Annotated in this window: 13 protein-coding genes; 8 read left to right on the top strand and 5 right to left on the bottom strand. The window is 39.8% G+C overall.

Going from position 1 to position 17,851, the window contains the following annotated elements; translation table 11 throughout:
- Positions 1-89: 89 nt before the first annotated feature.
- Complete coding sequence (locus BGP78_RS16890; RefSeq protein WP_182912308.1) at positions 90-1,469, top strand: VCBS repeat-containing protein; 1,380 nt, start codon at positions 90-92, stop codon at positions 1,467-1,469.
- 73 nt (positions 1,470-1,542) lie between these two features.
- Here the strand turns inward: BGP78_RS16890 and BGP78_RS16885 are convergent, their stop codons facing one another.
- A complete protein-coding gene (locus BGP78_RS16885) occupies positions 1,543-2,988 on the bottom strand; it encodes a chitinase (protein ID WP_119862476.1) in 1,446 nt (481 codons plus the stop codon).
- A 286-nt stretch (positions 2,989-3,274) separates the two neighbouring features.
- Between BGP78_RS16885 and BGP78_RS16880 the strand changes: the two genes are divergently transcribed.
- The 6 genes from BGP78_RS16880 to BGP78_RS16855 all read left to right on the top strand — a co-directional run bounded on the left by BGP78_RS16880 (position 3,275) and on the right by BGP78_RS16855 (position 9,216).
- Complete coding sequence (locus tag BGP78_RS16880) at positions 3,275-3,832, top strand: GNAT family N-acetyltransferase (protein ID WP_119862475.1); 558 nt, start codon at positions 3,275-3,277, stop codon at positions 3,830-3,832.
- Positions 3,833-3,842: 10 nt separating this feature from the next.
- Positions 3,843-5,180: an FAD-binding oxidoreductase gene (locus BGP78_RS16875; protein ID WP_119862474.1), complete on the top strand. Its 1,338-nt coding sequence runs from the start codon at positions 3,843-3,845 to the stop codon at positions 5,178-5,180.
- Between the two features lie 111 nt (positions 5,181-5,291).
- A complete protein-coding gene (locus tag BGP78_RS16870; RefSeq protein ID WP_119862473.1) occupies positions 5,292-5,699 on the top strand; it encodes a hypothetical protein in 408 nt (135 codons plus the stop codon).
- 253 nt (positions 5,700-5,952) lie between these two features.
- A complete protein-coding gene (locus BGP78_RS16865; RefSeq protein WP_119862472.1) occupies positions 5,953-7,071 on the top strand; it encodes an ATP-binding protein in 1,119 nt (372 codons plus the stop codon).
- On the top strand, positions 7,071-7,487 hold the full coding sequence (locus BGP78_RS16860; RefSeq protein ID WP_119862471.1) for a response regulator: 417 nt from the start codon (positions 7,071-7,073) through the stop codon (positions 7,485-7,487). The genes BGP78_RS16865 and BGP78_RS16860 overlap by 1 nt, the downstream gene beginning before the upstream one ends.
- Positions 7,488-7,494: 7 nt before the next feature.
- Complete coding sequence (locus BGP78_RS16855; RefSeq protein ID WP_119862470.1) at positions 7,495-9,216, top strand: bifunctional diguanylate cyclase/phosphodiesterase; 1,722 nt, start codon at positions 7,495-7,497, stop codon at positions 9,214-9,216.
- On the opposite strand, the gene BGP78_RS16850 is transcribed toward BGP78_RS16855, so the two are convergent.
- The gene (locus BGP78_RS16850) at positions 9,200-12,175 is read right to left on the bottom strand and encodes a diguanylate cyclase domain-containing protein (protein WP_119862469.1); all 2,976 of its coding nucleotides are present in this window, start codon (positions 12,173-12,175) and stop codon (positions 9,200-9,202) included. The genes BGP78_RS16855 and BGP78_RS16850 overlap by 17 nt on opposite strands.
- Positions 12,176-12,411: 236 nt before the next feature.
- Between BGP78_RS16850 and BGP78_RS16845 the strand changes: the two genes are divergently transcribed.
- Positions 12,412-13,458 carry a hypothetical protein gene (locus BGP78_RS16845; RefSeq protein WP_119862468.1) on the top strand — a complete coding sequence of 349 codons (1,047 nt, stop codon included), beginning with the start codon at positions 12,412-12,414 and terminating at the stop codon, positions 13,456-13,458.
- A gap of 187 nt (positions 13,459-13,645) precedes the next feature.
- Here BGP78_RS16845 and BGP78_RS16840 read toward each other — a convergent pair whose 3' ends face one another.
- The 3 genes from BGP78_RS16840 to BGP78_RS16830 are packed head-to-tail and all read right to left on the bottom strand — an operon-like array spanning position 13,646 to position 17,693.
- Positions 13,646-14,329 (bottom strand): polyphosphate polymerase domain-containing protein, encoded by a 684-nt coding sequence (locus BGP78_RS16840; RefSeq protein WP_119862467.1) that lies wholly within the window; start codon positions 14,327-14,329, stop codon positions 13,646-13,648.
- A complete protein-coding gene (locus BGP78_RS16835) occupies positions 14,326-16,959 on the bottom strand; it encodes a CotH kinase family protein (RefSeq protein WP_119862466.1) in 2,634 nt (877 codons plus the stop codon). Before BGP78_RS16835 ends, BGP78_RS16840 begins: the two co-directional genes overlap by 4 nt.
- Positions 16,960-16,961: 2 nt before the next feature.
- Positions 16,962-17,693 carry a DUF4956 domain-containing protein gene (locus BGP78_RS16830; RefSeq protein ID WP_119862465.1) on the bottom strand — a complete coding sequence of 244 codons (732 nt, stop codon included), beginning with the start codon at positions 17,691-17,693 and terminating at the stop codon, positions 16,962-16,964.
- Between the last annotated feature and the right edge of the window lie 158 nt (positions 17,694-17,851).

Below are 17,851 nucleotides of genomic sequence, written 5' to 3'. Positions count from 1 at the left end.
CAGTTTCTTACAAGAATTGAATTGTTCGTCATTATTTTTTAACCAATACTTACGCAATAATAATAACAATGGTTTTACTGGTGAGGATCATGACACAATTTCTATTTACTACAGCATTGGTACTATCAAGCTTTACATCGCTTGCTTCTCAACCCATCGCAATAAAGACGCCAAAGCCGTTAGTTAGCACTCAGTCAGAGATTTTTTATGCATTTGATAATGAATTAAAGAAGCTGGCTGTCGTCGACGTAAAACATCAGACCAGCTATGAGCTATCGATGCCTAAAGATGCCATTGGATTTGATTATGCGACATCTGCTAATTATTCAACACCACAGGCATGGGTATTAACCCCTAAAGGGGTGTTCAGCAGCCATAAAGAACACCACACACCTTTAATTTCAACATCGTCGCTTTTTACGCATTTAAAAATGAGAAACTTTAATAAAATCGAATTTGTGTTAGATGCAAATAACGATGGACTGAGTGATATTATGCTGCCAGGGATCAGCGATGCAACGCTCTATGTTCAATCTAAGACGGGGCAATTTACACCGCACACTTTCGCTAAGCAATCAGACCTTTCAGGTTACTTTAAAGGCAGTCAACTAGAAGTTGAAATTGAACTCAATCCAAAACCTCAAGTCATTGACCTGAACCAAGATGGTATGTTGGATTTATTGTTTCATACCCGTTACCAAGCCCAAGTACTTTATGCTCGCAAAGAAGGCTATGATGCAGAACTTACACCATTGAACTTGCCCGTTAAATTAGGGCAGCTTGAAGATGGTGGTAAGCGGCGCATCTATGCACTAAAAGACATCAACAACGATGGGTTTGTTGATTTAATAACACGCCAAGCGCCTCGCACAAAGGGTATGGATGCCATAAAAGTAGAGACCAGTTATGCACTTTATCCAGGCAAGGCGATGGGTCAATTCCACCTAGAAAAATCATTTTTACCAGCCACCAATGGTACCGGTCAGCTCAGATTCGATTATGACTTTGATGGCGACGGAAAAATGGAATTACAGAGGTTTGAAGCCGACTTTGGATTTGCCACGATCGCCGCTATGGCTTTAAGTGGTGGAAGTACAGACATTGATATTGACGTCGGATTTTATAAGCAAAGCAATGAATATTACCCAGCCAAGCCCACCCTTGAAAGAGAAGTCGAAATGGAGATCAATATGAACGGCAATGACAGAGTTATGTCTTTTTTTATGGGGGATGTAAATGGCGATGGTAAACATGACATTGTACTTCGCAACTCTCGTAAAACCTTAAGTATTTACCATGGTCAGGAAAACACATTACTGAGTAAAAAGCGTACCAAAATAAAACATCGCTTACCAAAAAATAGCAACGACATTCTATTGGTTGATATCAATGCAGATGGAAAAGACGATTTTGTATTGAAATTCACTGATGATGAAGGAAATAGTACCGTGCAAACCTTAATAAACTGATCCTATTTATCAGTTTTAATAATAAGCCGATATTGCCCTATCGGCTTATTTTATAATTCAAATTATTCGCTAATTATGGCAAAGCTTTAATAAACTTCCACGGGCCTGAACCTTGCTTTGGTGCATTACCTTGCGTCCACCACTTCGCTTCATAAATGGCCTTGTTATAACTTACCTGATCACCTTTTAAATAAACTTTGGTACTATTCCAAGCAGCCACGCCACCGACAGGAGGAACATCCACAGGCGGATCAATATGTGGTACTACGCGCACTTCAGGCCAGCTCAGGTGTGAACCATAAAAGTTAGTGACACATTTTTCATAATCACCCGCTTCGAGCGCTGAATATGCGGTTTGATAGCCAACCAATTCACACTCAAAAGAAAAACCACCAGGTCTATCAGCATGATATTTCCAATTTCCGTCCCAGTTGGTAAATAACACGTCAGTTGCACCGTCTAAGTTCAAACCACCATAAGGCGTTTGTTGCCAGCATGTGTTTTCTTCATCGGCTTCAATTGGGATATTGTAGTAGCTTGATAACCCTTCCCAGTAACGGATACGATTTACTGGCTGCCCTTTATTCTTATTCTGTTCACCGCACTCTATGCCGCCATTAATAACATTGATGGTTGTACCAAAACCATAACCAATCCCAGCTGCAGTTTCTCTTTGTGACGGTACCCACGTTCTATCAATAACATGCAACATAGCTGGTTTTGGCGCCTGTGGCGTTAAGAAGAACCAAATAGCCGATGCTAAGTTCAACCATGAATCAGCAACAAGGCCTGGGTTATTCAATAACACAGTTGCATCACCATTGAACATCACTTCCGAAAATGCACCATAGTTAAAGTGATACGACAATTGCTTTGCACCTCGGCCAAAATAACCTTGGCCAGCAGCGCATGGCCATCGGCGATTCTGCCAATCGTTTTGACCACACCCTGTTGTGTAACCTGGTTGACCTTCAGACCAGCCCATTTCTCTTACATGAACCAGTGCTTGCTGCCATTCCTCTAGTTGCTGAGGATTATCTGAAATATTATCTTTTGCAATATGACCGCCAGTTTCTTGCGCAAAATGCGCAAACGCAGTGACAATTGATTTTTCACAAATTTCATCAGCATTGCGGCCATCAGTATAATCACCACAAAATGCGGGGAATTTACCTATGGCTCTTAAAAAACGCGTATAGGTATATTCGGGTGCGGCCATACCGGTTAAAAAATCCCACTGTGCTTGAGGAAAAACCCGCTCTACACGCTTTACGTTCACAGGATTTGCCGCTGCGTTAGGGACAATGGCCTCTACAATCGCATTGTCTCTTGTCTCTAGCGCTTTCGCCCATACGTCGTACATTGGATCGAGCGTTAGTCTGTTTTCAGCTGCGGTTAACTCAGTCCCTGATACGATGTATCCGGTCGGATTTTGAGGGTCGGGTTGAATGATCATTGCAGAGGCACTGGTGGCCAGCGCAATATTTACAGCAACCGCCGTTAAGATTAATTTATGCATTTTTATTTCCTTTGTGTCATGTTGTATTGGCTTGTACCTGATTCGAGAAAAGCACAAGCAATTTACATTATTAACACAATGACATCGCTGTCAATAAGCCAAAATGATTGAGCTACTTAAAAAATGCTAATGTTAAAGCCCATACAACATGAAATTCCTTTCTAATGCATTGATTAATTTAGTAAAATAAAAAAAGGTAAAATTAACCTTAATATCACAAAAATATTAAAGATTTATTATCAAATTATCGGTATGGTTAAAATATAATGTCTATGGAGATCCATTTATGACGATTACCCCATTAGAACGTGAACATTATGATCGCGTGGTCACATTAGCCAATTTGGTTCATGGTGAAAATTATTTAGACGCAGCACTGTTAGAGAAAATGTGTAAGAAAGGCACAAAACACAATATTAACGCCTGCTTTGTAGCCCTGGATGACGAAAACAACTTACTTGGTTTTAGAACAAGTTATGCCGCACAACAATGGCCTATTGATAAATGGTGTACGCCTTCACAGTGGCCCGTTCTTCCCTCCCAAATGGCCTATTTTAAATGTATTGCTATTGAACCTAGTGCACAAGGTCAAGGCATAGGCCCTAAGCTATTGCAAGCATCGATCAACGCATTACGACAACAAGGGGCCTTAGCTGGTGTCGCACACTTATGGAAACAAAGCCCGGGCAACGGCGCCGTTAAATACTTTACCAAAGCTGGCGGTGAATTAATTAAAATACATGATGAACGATGGTTAGAAAACTGTATTAATGACGGTTACATTTGTACTCTATGCGGCAATAAATGCCAATGCCAAGCCGCAGAAATGGCGCTTATGTTTTAGGCGCTTACGGATGAGAAAACACTACGATCCACTTACCCATCCCCATTGCCAAGCTCAACCTTATGCGCCTAGTTACTGGGCAAGTACATCCCCTTTACCCAGCCCAAAATCTCCTCCGACCTCATCACAAACCTTTGAAGTCGCAATAATTGGCGGCGGCTTTAGCGGGTTACTCACCGCATATTATCTCGCATCTCATTATAATATTCATTGCTGCGTTTTAGAGGCAAATCAGGTCGGCTTTGGGGCAAGCGCACGCAATGCTGGTTTTGTTTTGAAAGGTGCAGGTCGACTTAGCTATCCAACGATGGTTAAAAAATGGGGAATGTCGGCCGCCAAAGGCGTGTATTCTGAGTTCAGTGATGCTGTCGAGCGCGTAAGTAATTTAATTACTGAACACTCGATTGCATGTGAACGCCAAGAAAATGGCTATTTAAAAGTCGCCCATACTCCAGGTGCACTGACGCGCCTCAAAGAGCAAACCGAATTTTTGACTCGGTTTGGTGATAATGCGACATTCTTATCTGCACCGCAGTTAAAAGTACAATTCATGAACCATGCTCAAGCTCATGGTGCAATGCGACTGCCTGATGGGTTTGGCGTAAATCCATTAAAACTGTTATTGGGTTATCGTCATATTATGCTTCAAACAGGCGTGACATTATTTGAAAATAGCTTAGTGCGCGCCTTACACTCTACAGATAGTGGCCACGAGTTGATCATTAACGATACGTCTGTGTCCATTCGTGCGAACAATATTGTCTTTGCCGGAAATGCCTACAATAACAAAATGCTCCACCCGCTCATTAACAATCGTTACATTCCAATATTGAGTAGTATTATGGTCACTCGACCTTTAACCCAACTCGAATTGGGTTTAACTGGACTCAAGACCCACCAAATCACCATGGATACACGCACCTTAAAGTATTACTATCGTTTGCTCCCTGACAAACGACTATTATTTGGTGGACGAGGCGCGGTGTTCGCATCCCAACAGCAACACCCAAAGTTCTTAAACGGTCTTAAAAAGGGACTAACCGATTGCTTTCCATGCTTAGATGGAATACCACATGATCATTATTGGAATGGCTATATCGCGGCAACGTTAGACGATATGCCACATGTCAATTTTGATAACAACATTGGATATATACTAGGGTATTGTGGCGCGGGAGTAAGCTTTAGCGCGCAAGCAGCCTTTCGCCTCGCCCAACAGATTGCAGGGCAAAAGATCCCTAATTTACCTCTTTATAATACCCCTCTACCATATGTTCCATTGCCAAAGTTTAGGCGTTTAGGGCAACTTGCCTATTATCAATATGCGACTGTACTCGACAAACTATAACCATACTGTACAGACTCAACATTAATTTAAATTAAATAAATTGTAACTAAAAGGTACACATATTCACGTTCTAATGAATGGGAACTCTAATAACATTAAAAGGACATGAATATGAAAACATTAGCACTTAGCCTACTCGCTGTACTTTCAACTGCAAGCGTTGCAGCACAATCAGACATCATTACTCTAAACTCAGCAGTAGATACTGTTAGCTTCGACAAAGCTGAAGTTGAGCTATTCGACAAAGATGGTGTTTTTTCTGCAAGTTCAACCACATACTATGGTCCAAAAGTATGGGTTAATGGTCGTCTACAGTCTTTTTTTGTGGGCTCTACCAATGGTAATCAGTTCTGTGAAGAACGTGGCCATAATCAAGAAATTTCAGGCAGTACAATAAAATGCGGTGAAGATGAGTCTTCATATGCTAATTACGACTGGTATGGTAAAAGCTGGACGTACAAGAGCACTGGCAGTAAGAATCAGTGTTATCAACTTTATGCTACGATAAAGTGCCAATAAAAAGTTAACTTAAAGATGGCGAGGCCTTCTCGCCATGATTTACCTTTATCACTATACCTTACGACCTGTGCTCCCCCTTTTGAAAAACAAAAGATACTCAAGCTCAAAAAGAATTAACTGCAAACAATGCAGTTACTAAATAACCTGAGATTATCGCTTCTTTGTTTTCAATTTTAGTAAAAACAGACTATACCTAAGTGGTGTAAATACTATTCAAACGCTTTATGCTCATAGTGCTCTAAGGAATTGAGATATGGATAAAAAAAAGCAATCAGGCATCGCTGAGTTTAATATATCGGCTTACGATCAAGCTGAGTTTAATGATTTACTTTTTGAAAACATGCCCGATTATGCATTCGTCAAAGATGAAAATTTTAAAATCGTAAAAGCCAACTCAGCTTTTCTGTCAATGTACCCCGTCAATGTCAGACATAAAGTCATTGGTTTCACCACCGTAGAAGACTATCAACCAGACGAAGCTGAGCTATTTTTGGCGATGGACAAAATCGCATTCGATCAAGGATATAGTGAAACTGTAGAAACAATCACATTTCCTGATCACAGAATAAGAACGCTACTCACCCGTAAAAAGCGCTTTGAAGCCATTGATGGACGTACCTATATACTCGGCATAGCGACAGATGTTACCGAACGAGAAGAGTTAATTGAAAAACTGAGAAAGTCTAATGATGACCTTGATCAGTTTGCTTATATGGCCTCACACGACCTCAAAGCCCCCTTAACGGCTATCTCAAAACTCGTATCATGGATTGATGAAGATTATCGAGATGAGTTACCAGCGGGTGCAATTGAAAACTTTGAACTGATCAAAAGCCGTATTAACCGGATGACACAGTTGCTCAATGACATGCTCACTTACTCTCGCGTAAACCAAACCCCGCATGAAAAAGAAGAGTTTTCTTTCAAAGACCTCGTACTCGAACAATTTGACATGATATGTATAGACAAAGAATTTAACCTATCGTGTTGTGAATTAACCGTGTCATTACAAAAAGATGCAATCGCTATCGTGTTACGCAATTTATTAGCAAATGCCATCAAGCATCACCACCTTGACCACGGGAACATTGACGTAACAATAGAAGAGCAAAAAGGCTTTTACTTTATCAAAGTCACCGATGATGGGCCTGGTATAGACCCTCAGTACAGCTCAAAAGTTTTTGAAATGTTTCAAACGCTAAAACCAAGAGATCAGCAAGAAGGATCTGGGATTGGGTTGGCGATTTGTAAAAAAATTGCAAACCATTACGCAGGGGACATTACATTAATTGACCAACCTAATGGCACCTCATTTTTAGTGACTTGGCCATCGGTACCAGCTCAACAGCCTCCATTCAAAAGGATTAAATAATGAACCATGACTTGAATGTATTGCTCGTCGAAGATGATGATATTGATTTCATGAGTATTGTGAGAAGCTTTAAAAAGCGCAAAATATTAAACAAGATCACACGAGCAATTGATGGAGTGCATGCGTTAGAACTAATTCGGGAAGAGACCATAGCCAAACCATTTATTGTATTACTCGATTTACAAATGCCGCGTATGAGTGGCCTAGAGTTTTTAAATACTATCCGTAATGATGACATGCTAAATGACATAGTAATATTTGTACTAACCACCTCCGATAATGAACAAGACATTGTTAAGAGCTATAAGAAGCATGTTGCTGGCTACTTTCTTAAAGACCGCGTGAGCGATCAGTTTTTGGATGTGGTTGATGTCTTAGATGGGTATTGGCGCATTCTACAATTACCTAAAGGTTAGCCGTATTATGAATATACTTTTAATCGACGATGACATTGTAGACAGCAAGTCTATTCAGCGCTCACTCAACTCAACAAACAATAGTGAATCTCTCACCGTCGTGAATACCGCTGAACAAGCACTTTACCTCATCGAACACGATAGCTTTGACGTTATATTACTTGACTATATGATGCCTAAAATGAATGGCATTGAAATGCTATTAGAATTAAAACGCCGCTCTTGGATAAATAAAATGGCGGTAGTCATGATCAGTAATGAGCACTCAGAGTCTATTATTCTCAAAAGTATTGATGCTGGAGCACAAGACTTCTTACTCAAATCAGAAATTAACGCGGGTCAATTAAAGCGCGCATTAATGCAAGCTCAAAAACGCTTTGAATTAGAAAGTAAGCTCATTGAAAGTTATCAGAAAGTGAAAGAGTTGGCAGAGAATGATCATTTAACTGGGTTATATAACCGCTATTATTTTGGTGAAGCACTGCAGCGCGCAATCATTGCGAATAGAACATATAAGGCAAATTTAGCAGTTTTACAGCTCGATTTAGATAATTTCAAAAATATTAATGACAGCTTTGGCCACGATATTGGTAACGTCTTATTACAAGAGATTGCACTGCGATTTAAAAGCGTGCTTCAGCAAAATGATCTCGTTGCACGTATAGGCGGGGATGAATTCGCCTTTATACTCACTTCTTTCAATTCTCCTTTATACATAGAGCGCCATGCACAAAGGATCCTGACTCTTGTCAATCAACCAGTTATTATTGAAGAACGTTGTATTCACGTCACTGGCAGTATTGGTATTGCACTTCATCCATTAAATGGACAAACTGTTGAAGATTTAATGCGGTACGCAGATATTGCCATGTACCGAGCAAAACAATTGGGTAAAAATAAAGCCTGCTTATTTGAAGACAACATGGAGAAAGATTTTCAACGTAAATACCGTATTGAGGTAGATTTGCGCCATGCTTGTGAACATCAAGAACTAGAAATGTATTATCAGCCTATCGTTGATACGCAAAGCCGCCACGTTGTATCGTGTGAAGCACTCATTCGCTGGCCTACTGCCAAACTAAACACTAATCCACAAGAGTTTATGAATATTGCCGAAGAGTCACGCCTAATAGACAGTTTAGGACGCTGGATCATTGATACCGCCATTTACCAGCAAACAGTCATTAGTAACAAACTAGGTTATACGATTAAGATGGCCATCAACTTATCGCCACTGCAATTGAGAGATCCAACTCTACCCACTTTTATACAAAAAGCATTAGAAAAGTATCAGGCAAAAGGAGAGAATATTGTTTTTGAGCTAACTGAAACAGCGTTACTCGGTTCAGACGATTTGGTGCGTGATAGCGTAAATGCCATTAAAACATTAAATTGCCTAATTGCCCTAGATGACTTTGGCACAGGCTACTCATCAATTTCACACCTACTCACCTTCCCCATAGATATTGTCAAACTCGATAAATCACTGTTAGACAAAGTGCACGTACTCCCAAGGTATTACCATATTCTAAAAGGACTCAGCAGTATGCTACACCAGCTGAGAATTGCCGTTGTAGCGGAAGGTGTTGAGTCGGCCCAACAAGTTGCCATATGTTCAGAACTCGATATCGAACGCATACAAGGGTATTACTTTGCAAAACCCACTTCTCACTGTCGTTTATTTATGCTCATTCAAGAACTAACTGGCCTACCTACTGATTTGAGCTAACTAACATTACATTTTGTGGTGTGTCTACAAGTACATTAAGCTGTTCAATATCCATTGTTTTATAAAAGTAATCTCCAAGTAAATGATCACAGCCCATCGCCTCTAATAAAGTGGCTTGGTATGACGTGGATACTGTCATAGCACAGCAGGTTAACTTTAAGCTTTTCGCTAGCTTAACCAATGAATAAGTCAAAGTCTCATTGTGCTGCTCAGCCTCCATTTGCGATGTTAACCCTCGCCCAATAGTCACTGAATCTAACGGTAACACATTTAAAAAATCTAACGAGATACTATGTACTCCGAATTCACTCACATCCAAGCGAAGGCCAAGTGCTTTCAGTCGGCTTATGGCATCAACAACTGGTTTGCTACCATGACATAATACAGACTCTTGAAAGCTCAATACCAGTTTACTTGGGTGTATGTTTAGCTCTTCTATACTCAATTTTACCCCATGATAAAATTCATCACTGAGTACCTGCTCATCATGGATACGAACAACGATATCCCTCACACCGTGAATTGGTAATCTGGATAAAATATGAGTTACCCCTTCAAACCACTGCTTGCTAATTTGCGCAAAAACCGCCTGTTGTCGAGCTAAGGCGAAAACATCAACGCCTTTAAATTCTGGCATGACTCTAGAACAGTCATATTCAATAACCACACCCTGAATATTATGATCAACAGCTCTAATCAAAGGCGTGATAGCGAACATATCTTGACTATATAAGTTATTTTCACTTAATAACTCGGTCAATTGCACATGCTCTAAGGCATTTTTTATTGTCGTTTGACTATAAAAACTTAAACGATTTCGGCCATGAGATTTAGCCTGATACATTGCTTCATCGGCACGTTTAAGTAGCACATCGGGCTCAATACCATCATCAGGAAACACACATACCCCAATACTAATAGATACCGACACACTCTGTTTATTTACAATGATAGGCGCACTAACCGCTTTGTTTAACTTCTCATAAATTTGAGAAATTGCCTGTCTATCTGTTACATCATGTAATAATAATAGGAACTCATCTCCCCCAAGCCTCGCAGCCGTATCGCTGGATCTTAAAATAGTATTGAGCTTTTTACCCAAAGTTTGTAACACAACATCACCACAATCATGTCCAAACGAATCATTTATGTGTTTGAAATTGTCCACATCAACAAATGCAACAGCAAATTTTTGCGGTACCCTAGCGTGCTTGCTACAAGCTTGATACAGGCGATCTAGCGCTAATGTTCTATTTGGTAGCCCTGTCAGCGCATCATGCTGAGCTAGATAGGCCATGCGATCATTACTGGCAACCAACTCAGTAACATCTTGAAATACCATAACGACACCTTGAAGTTCTCCTTTAGAAGTCACAATAGGTGTTGTTTTATCTTGAATGCTGTACTGCACACCTGACTTGCTAACCAATATGGCGTCTTGTTCAAAGGTATACATTTCTCTGCTATCGAGTACTTGCCTAATAGGGCAAGGAAGGCGTGTAGAGTCGTGTCTATCAATCAGATGAATATAATGCTCTGCGGGTTTATTTAACGCTTCACTCGCGCGAACCCCAAGTAAACTTTCTGCGATGGGGTTCACAAAGCGCGTCAACCCATTCACATCAGTCGCCACAACCCCATCACCAATTGACATAAGTGTTGTTTCTAATAGCTCCCGTTCTTGCGCCAACCTTTTGGTTAATGTGATCTCTGTTGTAACATCTTTAATGACCGCTAAAGAGTTAAAGTATTTCCCTCGGCGCAAAGATTCTGGCTCCATCACACTGGTTAACTCTACGTCAATAATATGGCCATCATAATGATGCATTTGATAGCGGATCCGCTCGACCTTTCCTAATTTAAAAAATTCAGGCAAAACATAATTAGTCGCATAATCTCGCGAAGCAGGTGTAAGAAAGTCAATGGCTCTGCGACCCACTACAGCCTCTCTTGGGTATCCTAACAAACTTAACCACTGCTCGCTGACAGCGTTAATTATGCCTTTATTATCAATAGATAGCATTGCAACCGGCGTATAATCGTACATACGCTGAATGGTGTCATTCGCAGAAGTAAATTTGTTATGGGCTAATTTATATTTGTTTATTGTAATTGCAAGCAAGATAGGTGTTAAATAAGTGAACAACATAGGTAATAAAAAAAGCAGCTCTGACTGTTTCCCTGGCATGAGAGTGACGATGCCAAAAGATACAAACAACACACTCACAATGCTATTGATTAATATATTCAATGCAACGCCTGAAAAGGGCATAAATAAGGTAGATAAAACCAGTGCCAGTGAGGTGTAAGCATACGGGTAAGGCATATATATCAATGCAAAAATATTAACCACTGCTGTAAATGCTATAAGCGCTATAACACCGGTAATGCTTACGTCGTGTTTAACCCAATCAGATTGTTTACTCGTATACAAATAATAACCTATCGGAAAAACGGAGATAGCCCCAACGATACTGCTTAAAAATGTTCCAGTAAGTACAGTGAGTAAAGCCTGGGTAGTAAAATTAAGACCGAGAACGGCTTTAACAATTGCACCAAGCAAAGCAGGTAATAACAACACATTAAATAACACAACAGTAAAAGCAAATATACTCTGGTGATTTGATTTTTTTGATGTCGCCTGTTTCATTAAAACAGCGATGATTATAGCCTCAAACACATGCACAACAGAGGATGTCACTAAGTGCAATGATAGTGGGGCAACATTCAAATAAAGCAGTATATTAGCACCCAAAATAGCAACGCAATACTTACTCCAATGAAGATAGCTGTGTTGCGATAACAATAACCCGAACGCCATACTCGCATACCAAATATCAAGGCCTGGAGTACGCGTAGACAAATAGATCGACAGTCCACCAAATAAACTATATATAATAATTGAGTTAAGAATAGGGAATTGATAAGTCCATTGTTTTATGACTGCTTTACTATTCACATTCTGCCGCTCCGTGCTTGTGTGATCAAATATAATATCTTAAGCATGATTTATAATAACTCACACTTAGTCATTAGGATACAATTACTAGGCTAGTTTAAAGCATCACTAGCAGCAAGTAAAATCTTTACAATATCATAAACTTATTTATAAAGTAGACTTACTTCTTCACTATACAGACTTGCTTCTACTGCGCTTTCTTTGCTAATTTAAAGTATGTATTAAAGGAACTCATAATGACAAAAAAAATACTAATTACATTTGCTTTTTTCTTAATTTTAAGCGCTTGTCAGCCTAGTCATATTCAGCAACAAGAAGTAAGGCTAGAAGATGCCATACAAAAACACGATTTAATAGCGCAATACGACGCACTTAAAATATTAGCAGGTCATGCACCAAAAAACTGGAATGAAGCGTTTAGCCAAGTTAAAAAAAACCTATCTAAGCTGCAGCAAGCCCAAACTTTGTTATCAAAAAACGAGCTTATCGACGCGTATATTATTTTACATGAAATCAAAAAACAGTATAACTACAAACAAGTCAATACACAGCTAAAAAACCTAAAAGACCACACAGAACTACTATCCTTAATAACTGAAATCCATCGTTATAATGAATATCTCACGTTGAATCCCCTTGAAACCATATTGGCAATTCATGCATCTCAATGGAACACTCTAACACTTAATGAAACCTACAGTAACTTAATCAATCACCACGACAAAATTAAGAAGCTCACTAGCAACATAGAAAAAAGAAAATATAGCAGTATTAAAATACTGAACTTTATTAAAAGTACAAAGCGCCAAACCAGGGAGCTCGAAAGTGCCGTTGCTGCTTTGCTAAAAAAGCAACTATCAGATTTTTCAATTTCAAGCACCACAAGGCTTGAAACTTTATATGTTACAACAACAGAAAACCTCACGTTGTTTGATAGCCGTATCGTAATACCAATGATGAAGCCGATGATAAAAACAACGCTTTATGAGCTACAACATTGGAACGAACAACTTAATAATACGAGGATCACTTTAAGCACACTCGACTCCCCTCTTGCACCCACTGTGAGTAATGTGTACCAAGCATTTACTCAGCTAACAAACCAGACAAACGACTATGCAACGTACACCACTGATGGTAAGCAAAGCATACAAACCATAAAACAACTTCAAGTCGCCCCGATACAAACCCCAAATATTAAATCAATCACGATCAATACAGATATTGTAATATTCTCTCAACTTTTAACTGAATACGCTTACCTTTATCGCTTTACCTCATAATTGATGTTTGGTTATTTAATAAGAAAATATCGTCTAGGCTTTATCGCTGTGTGTTTTTTCTCCCATTTTAGGTAGCCCAGCACTGATGGCAGTGTCACTTGACACAGAAAATAGCGGACTTTTGGACTTCCCAGCGTTCACTGGTTAGCATAAAGCTCTATCATCAGGTCGTAGAAGCTTATTGATATTAATACCACGTCAGCATTCGAATGCCATTGACGTACTTTGAATGTCGAGAAGGTCTCAGTGGGCATGTCGCGATTAATGCAGCTAAATCAGGTTCATATTGCTCATCAGTTTTAAGTTCAAGCAGCACATATGCGCCAAGAGAAACCTGTTTATGCAGGTTTAGTTTAGCGTGATAACGTTGATCATACACATGCATATCTTGATCAAATGTGGCTCTTATTCGCCGACATGTAGACTCAAAATATTGCCTTTGATACCGACAAATCAACACCGGCATTTGTTCATTGCCCCATAATATCTGACCTCGGTGGGGTAATGAACGATAGGCATCACGTAAAATACTTGGCCACTGCGTTCTATTCTTGCTGAAATCAAAATCTAATCCAAAAGTGACCTTGAACCCTTTTCCTGCTTCTCGGTGCTTAAATTCAAGCTTCGCATTATTAACATCTGCTAAATCATCATACCAACGAATACGTACCTTCTTACGAAAACTAATACCACTTAAGTTCTCTTCGTAGCGCTCTAAATGTGCATCATCCAAATATAAACTATTAACGAATCTATCTGGGTAGCGCTTTTCAAAACCCAGCGAATGAGTATTTAACCATGCTTGTACAGTGTGTAAGCGATTTAACGGAATAGGTATTTTTACCTCAAAACGTCTACTAGGCTGCGTCATTTTGGCTTATCCGATTTCATTACTGTTTGATACAATCCCTTTACGCTCAAAGGCTGTGGTGTTATTTGCTTTCCATTGACTAATAAGTCACTGCCTATTTGTGTTACGACCTTTTGGCCACACCCAGTATCCGAACACGTAAATTCTGAGACTGACATGCTTCCAGGTCCAAAATATGGCTTTTTACTGTAACTCATTAGGGCATAATGATTTACTTCCTCAACGGCTAAGCGACTCCCGTCAATACGAGAGTCGTCTTTGGCAACCAGAGCAAAATTAATTTTCTTAAACTGACTATCGTATACCGATAAATGACTACGTTCACCAGCAGAAATTGCCTTATCACGTATATTGGTAAATTGTGTTCGACTGATCTTTAGCTTTGATCCACTCACATCAATTCCATCTCCACCAGAGCGGGCGCCAACATCATTAAACCTTGAATCAGCGACTTCTCCAGTGCAGAAATCACAATCAAATGCATCAGAAAGCGCATTTCGAATAGATAACTGAGTGATATTTACATCGCTATTTATAATATTTAATGCATCTTCAGAGTAATTATCGCTAATACTTAACCCTTCAATATTGACCTTCCCACCAATAAAGTAAGCCGATCCCCTTGGCTGCCATAGACCCAATTTGGGGCTACTCGCATGACTCAGTTGCACATGCTTTACAAAAGATTTAGTTTGGTTAGTGTGATTAAATACGGTGATCCCAGCCCAATATGGCACCCCCTCTGAACGTGTGATCACAATTGGTGCCTGCTCGCTCCCTTGGAATGTTACTTTACCAAAGACCATCATTCCCGCACCTTGAGTAAACCGCAAGTGTGTGCCCGCATCAATTATCAGGTTTATATCAGCAGGCGTGACAATGTAATCTCCTATTTCCCATTTTCCGCTGCGTATTTTCCAAGTATTTTCACTTACTTCAATAAAGGGGTAACGTTGAACATCGGCAGCTGGGTTAGGGCGTGGAATAAAACTTAATGGTTGAACATCCTTGATAAAGGTAAATTGTGCTTTCTTTTGCCCAGTCACACCAGCTGTTACCTTCACCTGCGTTAACTCTTTGGGCAGCACAAGAGAAATTTCAGCGTTTTGTGCAAGTTTGAATGGCATTTGGGCATTAATATCCTCTAACGGAAACTGTAATTCAAATGAATTAACTCCCGTAAGTCCTTTTATTTCAAGGGGCTGAGAACCTGGATTGCGTATTGTAAATTCTGATGCCTGTTCAGTGTGCTTTAGCTCACTGACAAGATCCCAACTCTGTTGAGCCACCATACTGCTCATGTGCCGATGCAATTGAGGGTCCATGGGCCTAATATTCTGGCACGGTGTGTCTAAGTAGCCTTGCACAATACACTGTACTTGAGTTTTTAATAGGTCAAGATCAAATGCATTTACTAATGGCGCGCTCATATGTAACTGCTGCATAAAATCAGCTTGATACTCATCTAGTTTACTCAGCAGCGTGCCACTATTAAATTGCGCTGCTAATTTTGACATGGCAGCATCATATGCCCGTTTCACAATCGGATCTTCAAGCATTTTCTTACTGATCAAAAAGCTTTGTGAAGGTGGCTGCATAAGCCAATGGTGTTCAGCTGGAGTAACCGCAACATCACTTTGAATAGGTTCCAACTTAGCTGTATGTGGATTGTAGTACCAACGCCAATTATTCCATGTGAGTGCATGCCATGCTCCCCAAACATCCGCGGTAGCTAAATATTGCCCTAGTCTTTGTGCGTCAAATACATCGCTCGCGATACGTTTATCGTCTATAAAATCGTTCACTAAGGCTAATGCAATTTGTCGTTGCTTACTTAGGCTTTCATTTTTTAATATCGTATTGCGCTGTATTACCCTTGGTTTTAATACTCGCTGTAATTGCTGAGTTTCAGAAGCGGTTTGTTGATATAAGTCTAACCTAACAATCATGCCTTCAGTGCGGTTGTTTGTTGCAAGCATATCTTGACTAAAGGCTTGCTCAAACATCATTAGGCCCCAATCTTGACCATTTAAAATAACCCGCACAGGCTTGTATGTCGGCGAAATAATATCAAACCCAGCGAGGCGCATTGTTTGCGCAAATAACATGGGGCCTTGGTGAATTCTCACGTTAGAGCTCAACAAAGAAAAGCGTCTTGCTGAAAATAAAGCCTGCTTTTGCTTCAATTCTACTCTTAGCGACCAGCGGTTGTGTGATGCAACATGATCAAGCATATCTCCTTGTAACCTAACACTGGCTTTAAATTTCTGATTTTCAAAAAATACATTACCAGACACTTGTGCTCTTTGATCTTGAATTTGCCCCTTTTTTAAAGCCGTATTGCGGTCTTGCTCTAACAACAGCCAATCTTGATATTTTATATCCAGTTTAATCACTGGAATATCGGTTTCAGCTAAGGCCCAATTTACCGGTGCTTCTATAATATCACTGGCTAACTGGGCTGCTTTGGCTTGCCCACTTTGATGCAAAGACACAAAACCACTTTGGATCAGTAACGTTTTTACCATATTGACAGAGGGCAGTAATAACATAGCGATAATGCATATGGCCCCTATCAAAGCCAACTTTTCAGCTTTTGATGTCTGCGCTTGTATCGAATCTAAACGCATGGCTACACACCTGTTATGTTATGCTGCTCTAACAACGAAATATTAATGCCTGAATAGTGTGACTTAAGTTCATTCACAAGCTGGTCAACGTCTTGAGCCCCTTTAATTGAAATAAAGAATGTCGCATCAAAACGCACATCATCGGTGTCATATCGCCGCATTTCCATTCGAACTGAATGTCGCTCAAGCGTCGATTTTAATGAGTTTAAAGAAATATCTGATTGAGTATTTTCATCTGTTTTTACGTAACTCAAAGATAAAAATAAGCCATGCTCTTCAAACGATTTGGCATGGCGCTTTTTAACCAATGTGACCAATACCAATGTGACTGAACACGCAACGATCGCCGCTAATGTTTGACCGGCTCCTAATGCCACCGCAATGCCTATATTTAAGAACAAGTAAATCAACTCTTCTGGTTCTTTAATGGGTGTCCTAAAACGCACAATCGATAATGCACCGACCAGTCCTAGCGCAAGTGCAAGAGAAGCTTTCACGACTGTAATAATCAAGATCACGGTTAACATCAACAACGGAAACAAACGAGAAAAGTCTTGCCTATTACAAAATGCAGAAGAATATTTACGAAAGTGATAACCAATCACTGATGCAAGTACAAACCCAAGTATTAAATTAAGCAGCAAAGCCCCCAATTGAACACTCGCATACGGGAAAAACATTGAACGAATATCTTTGGGTAAAAATGCAATTAACAGGGGATCTACTGACTCCATAAACATTTCCTTTATTTTGTATTTAAAATTATTTTAGGTACTACCACGCCTAGTTTTACCACTTAATACAAAACTGACAGCTTGTCATAAGCATAGAATGAAGACAGCGAACTGCAAAAAAATCCATGTGAATATTTATTTAAACAAGCCCAACTTTG

The sequence above is a fragment of the Pseudoalteromonas sp. MSK9-3 genome (assembly GCF_003590335.1).
Classification (GTDB): domain Bacteria; phylum Pseudomonadota; class Gammaproteobacteria; order Enterobacterales; family Alteromonadaceae; genus Pseudoalteromonas.
Note: the sequence above shows the minus strand (reverse complement) of the source record. Positions and strands in the feature narration are given on the sequence as shown.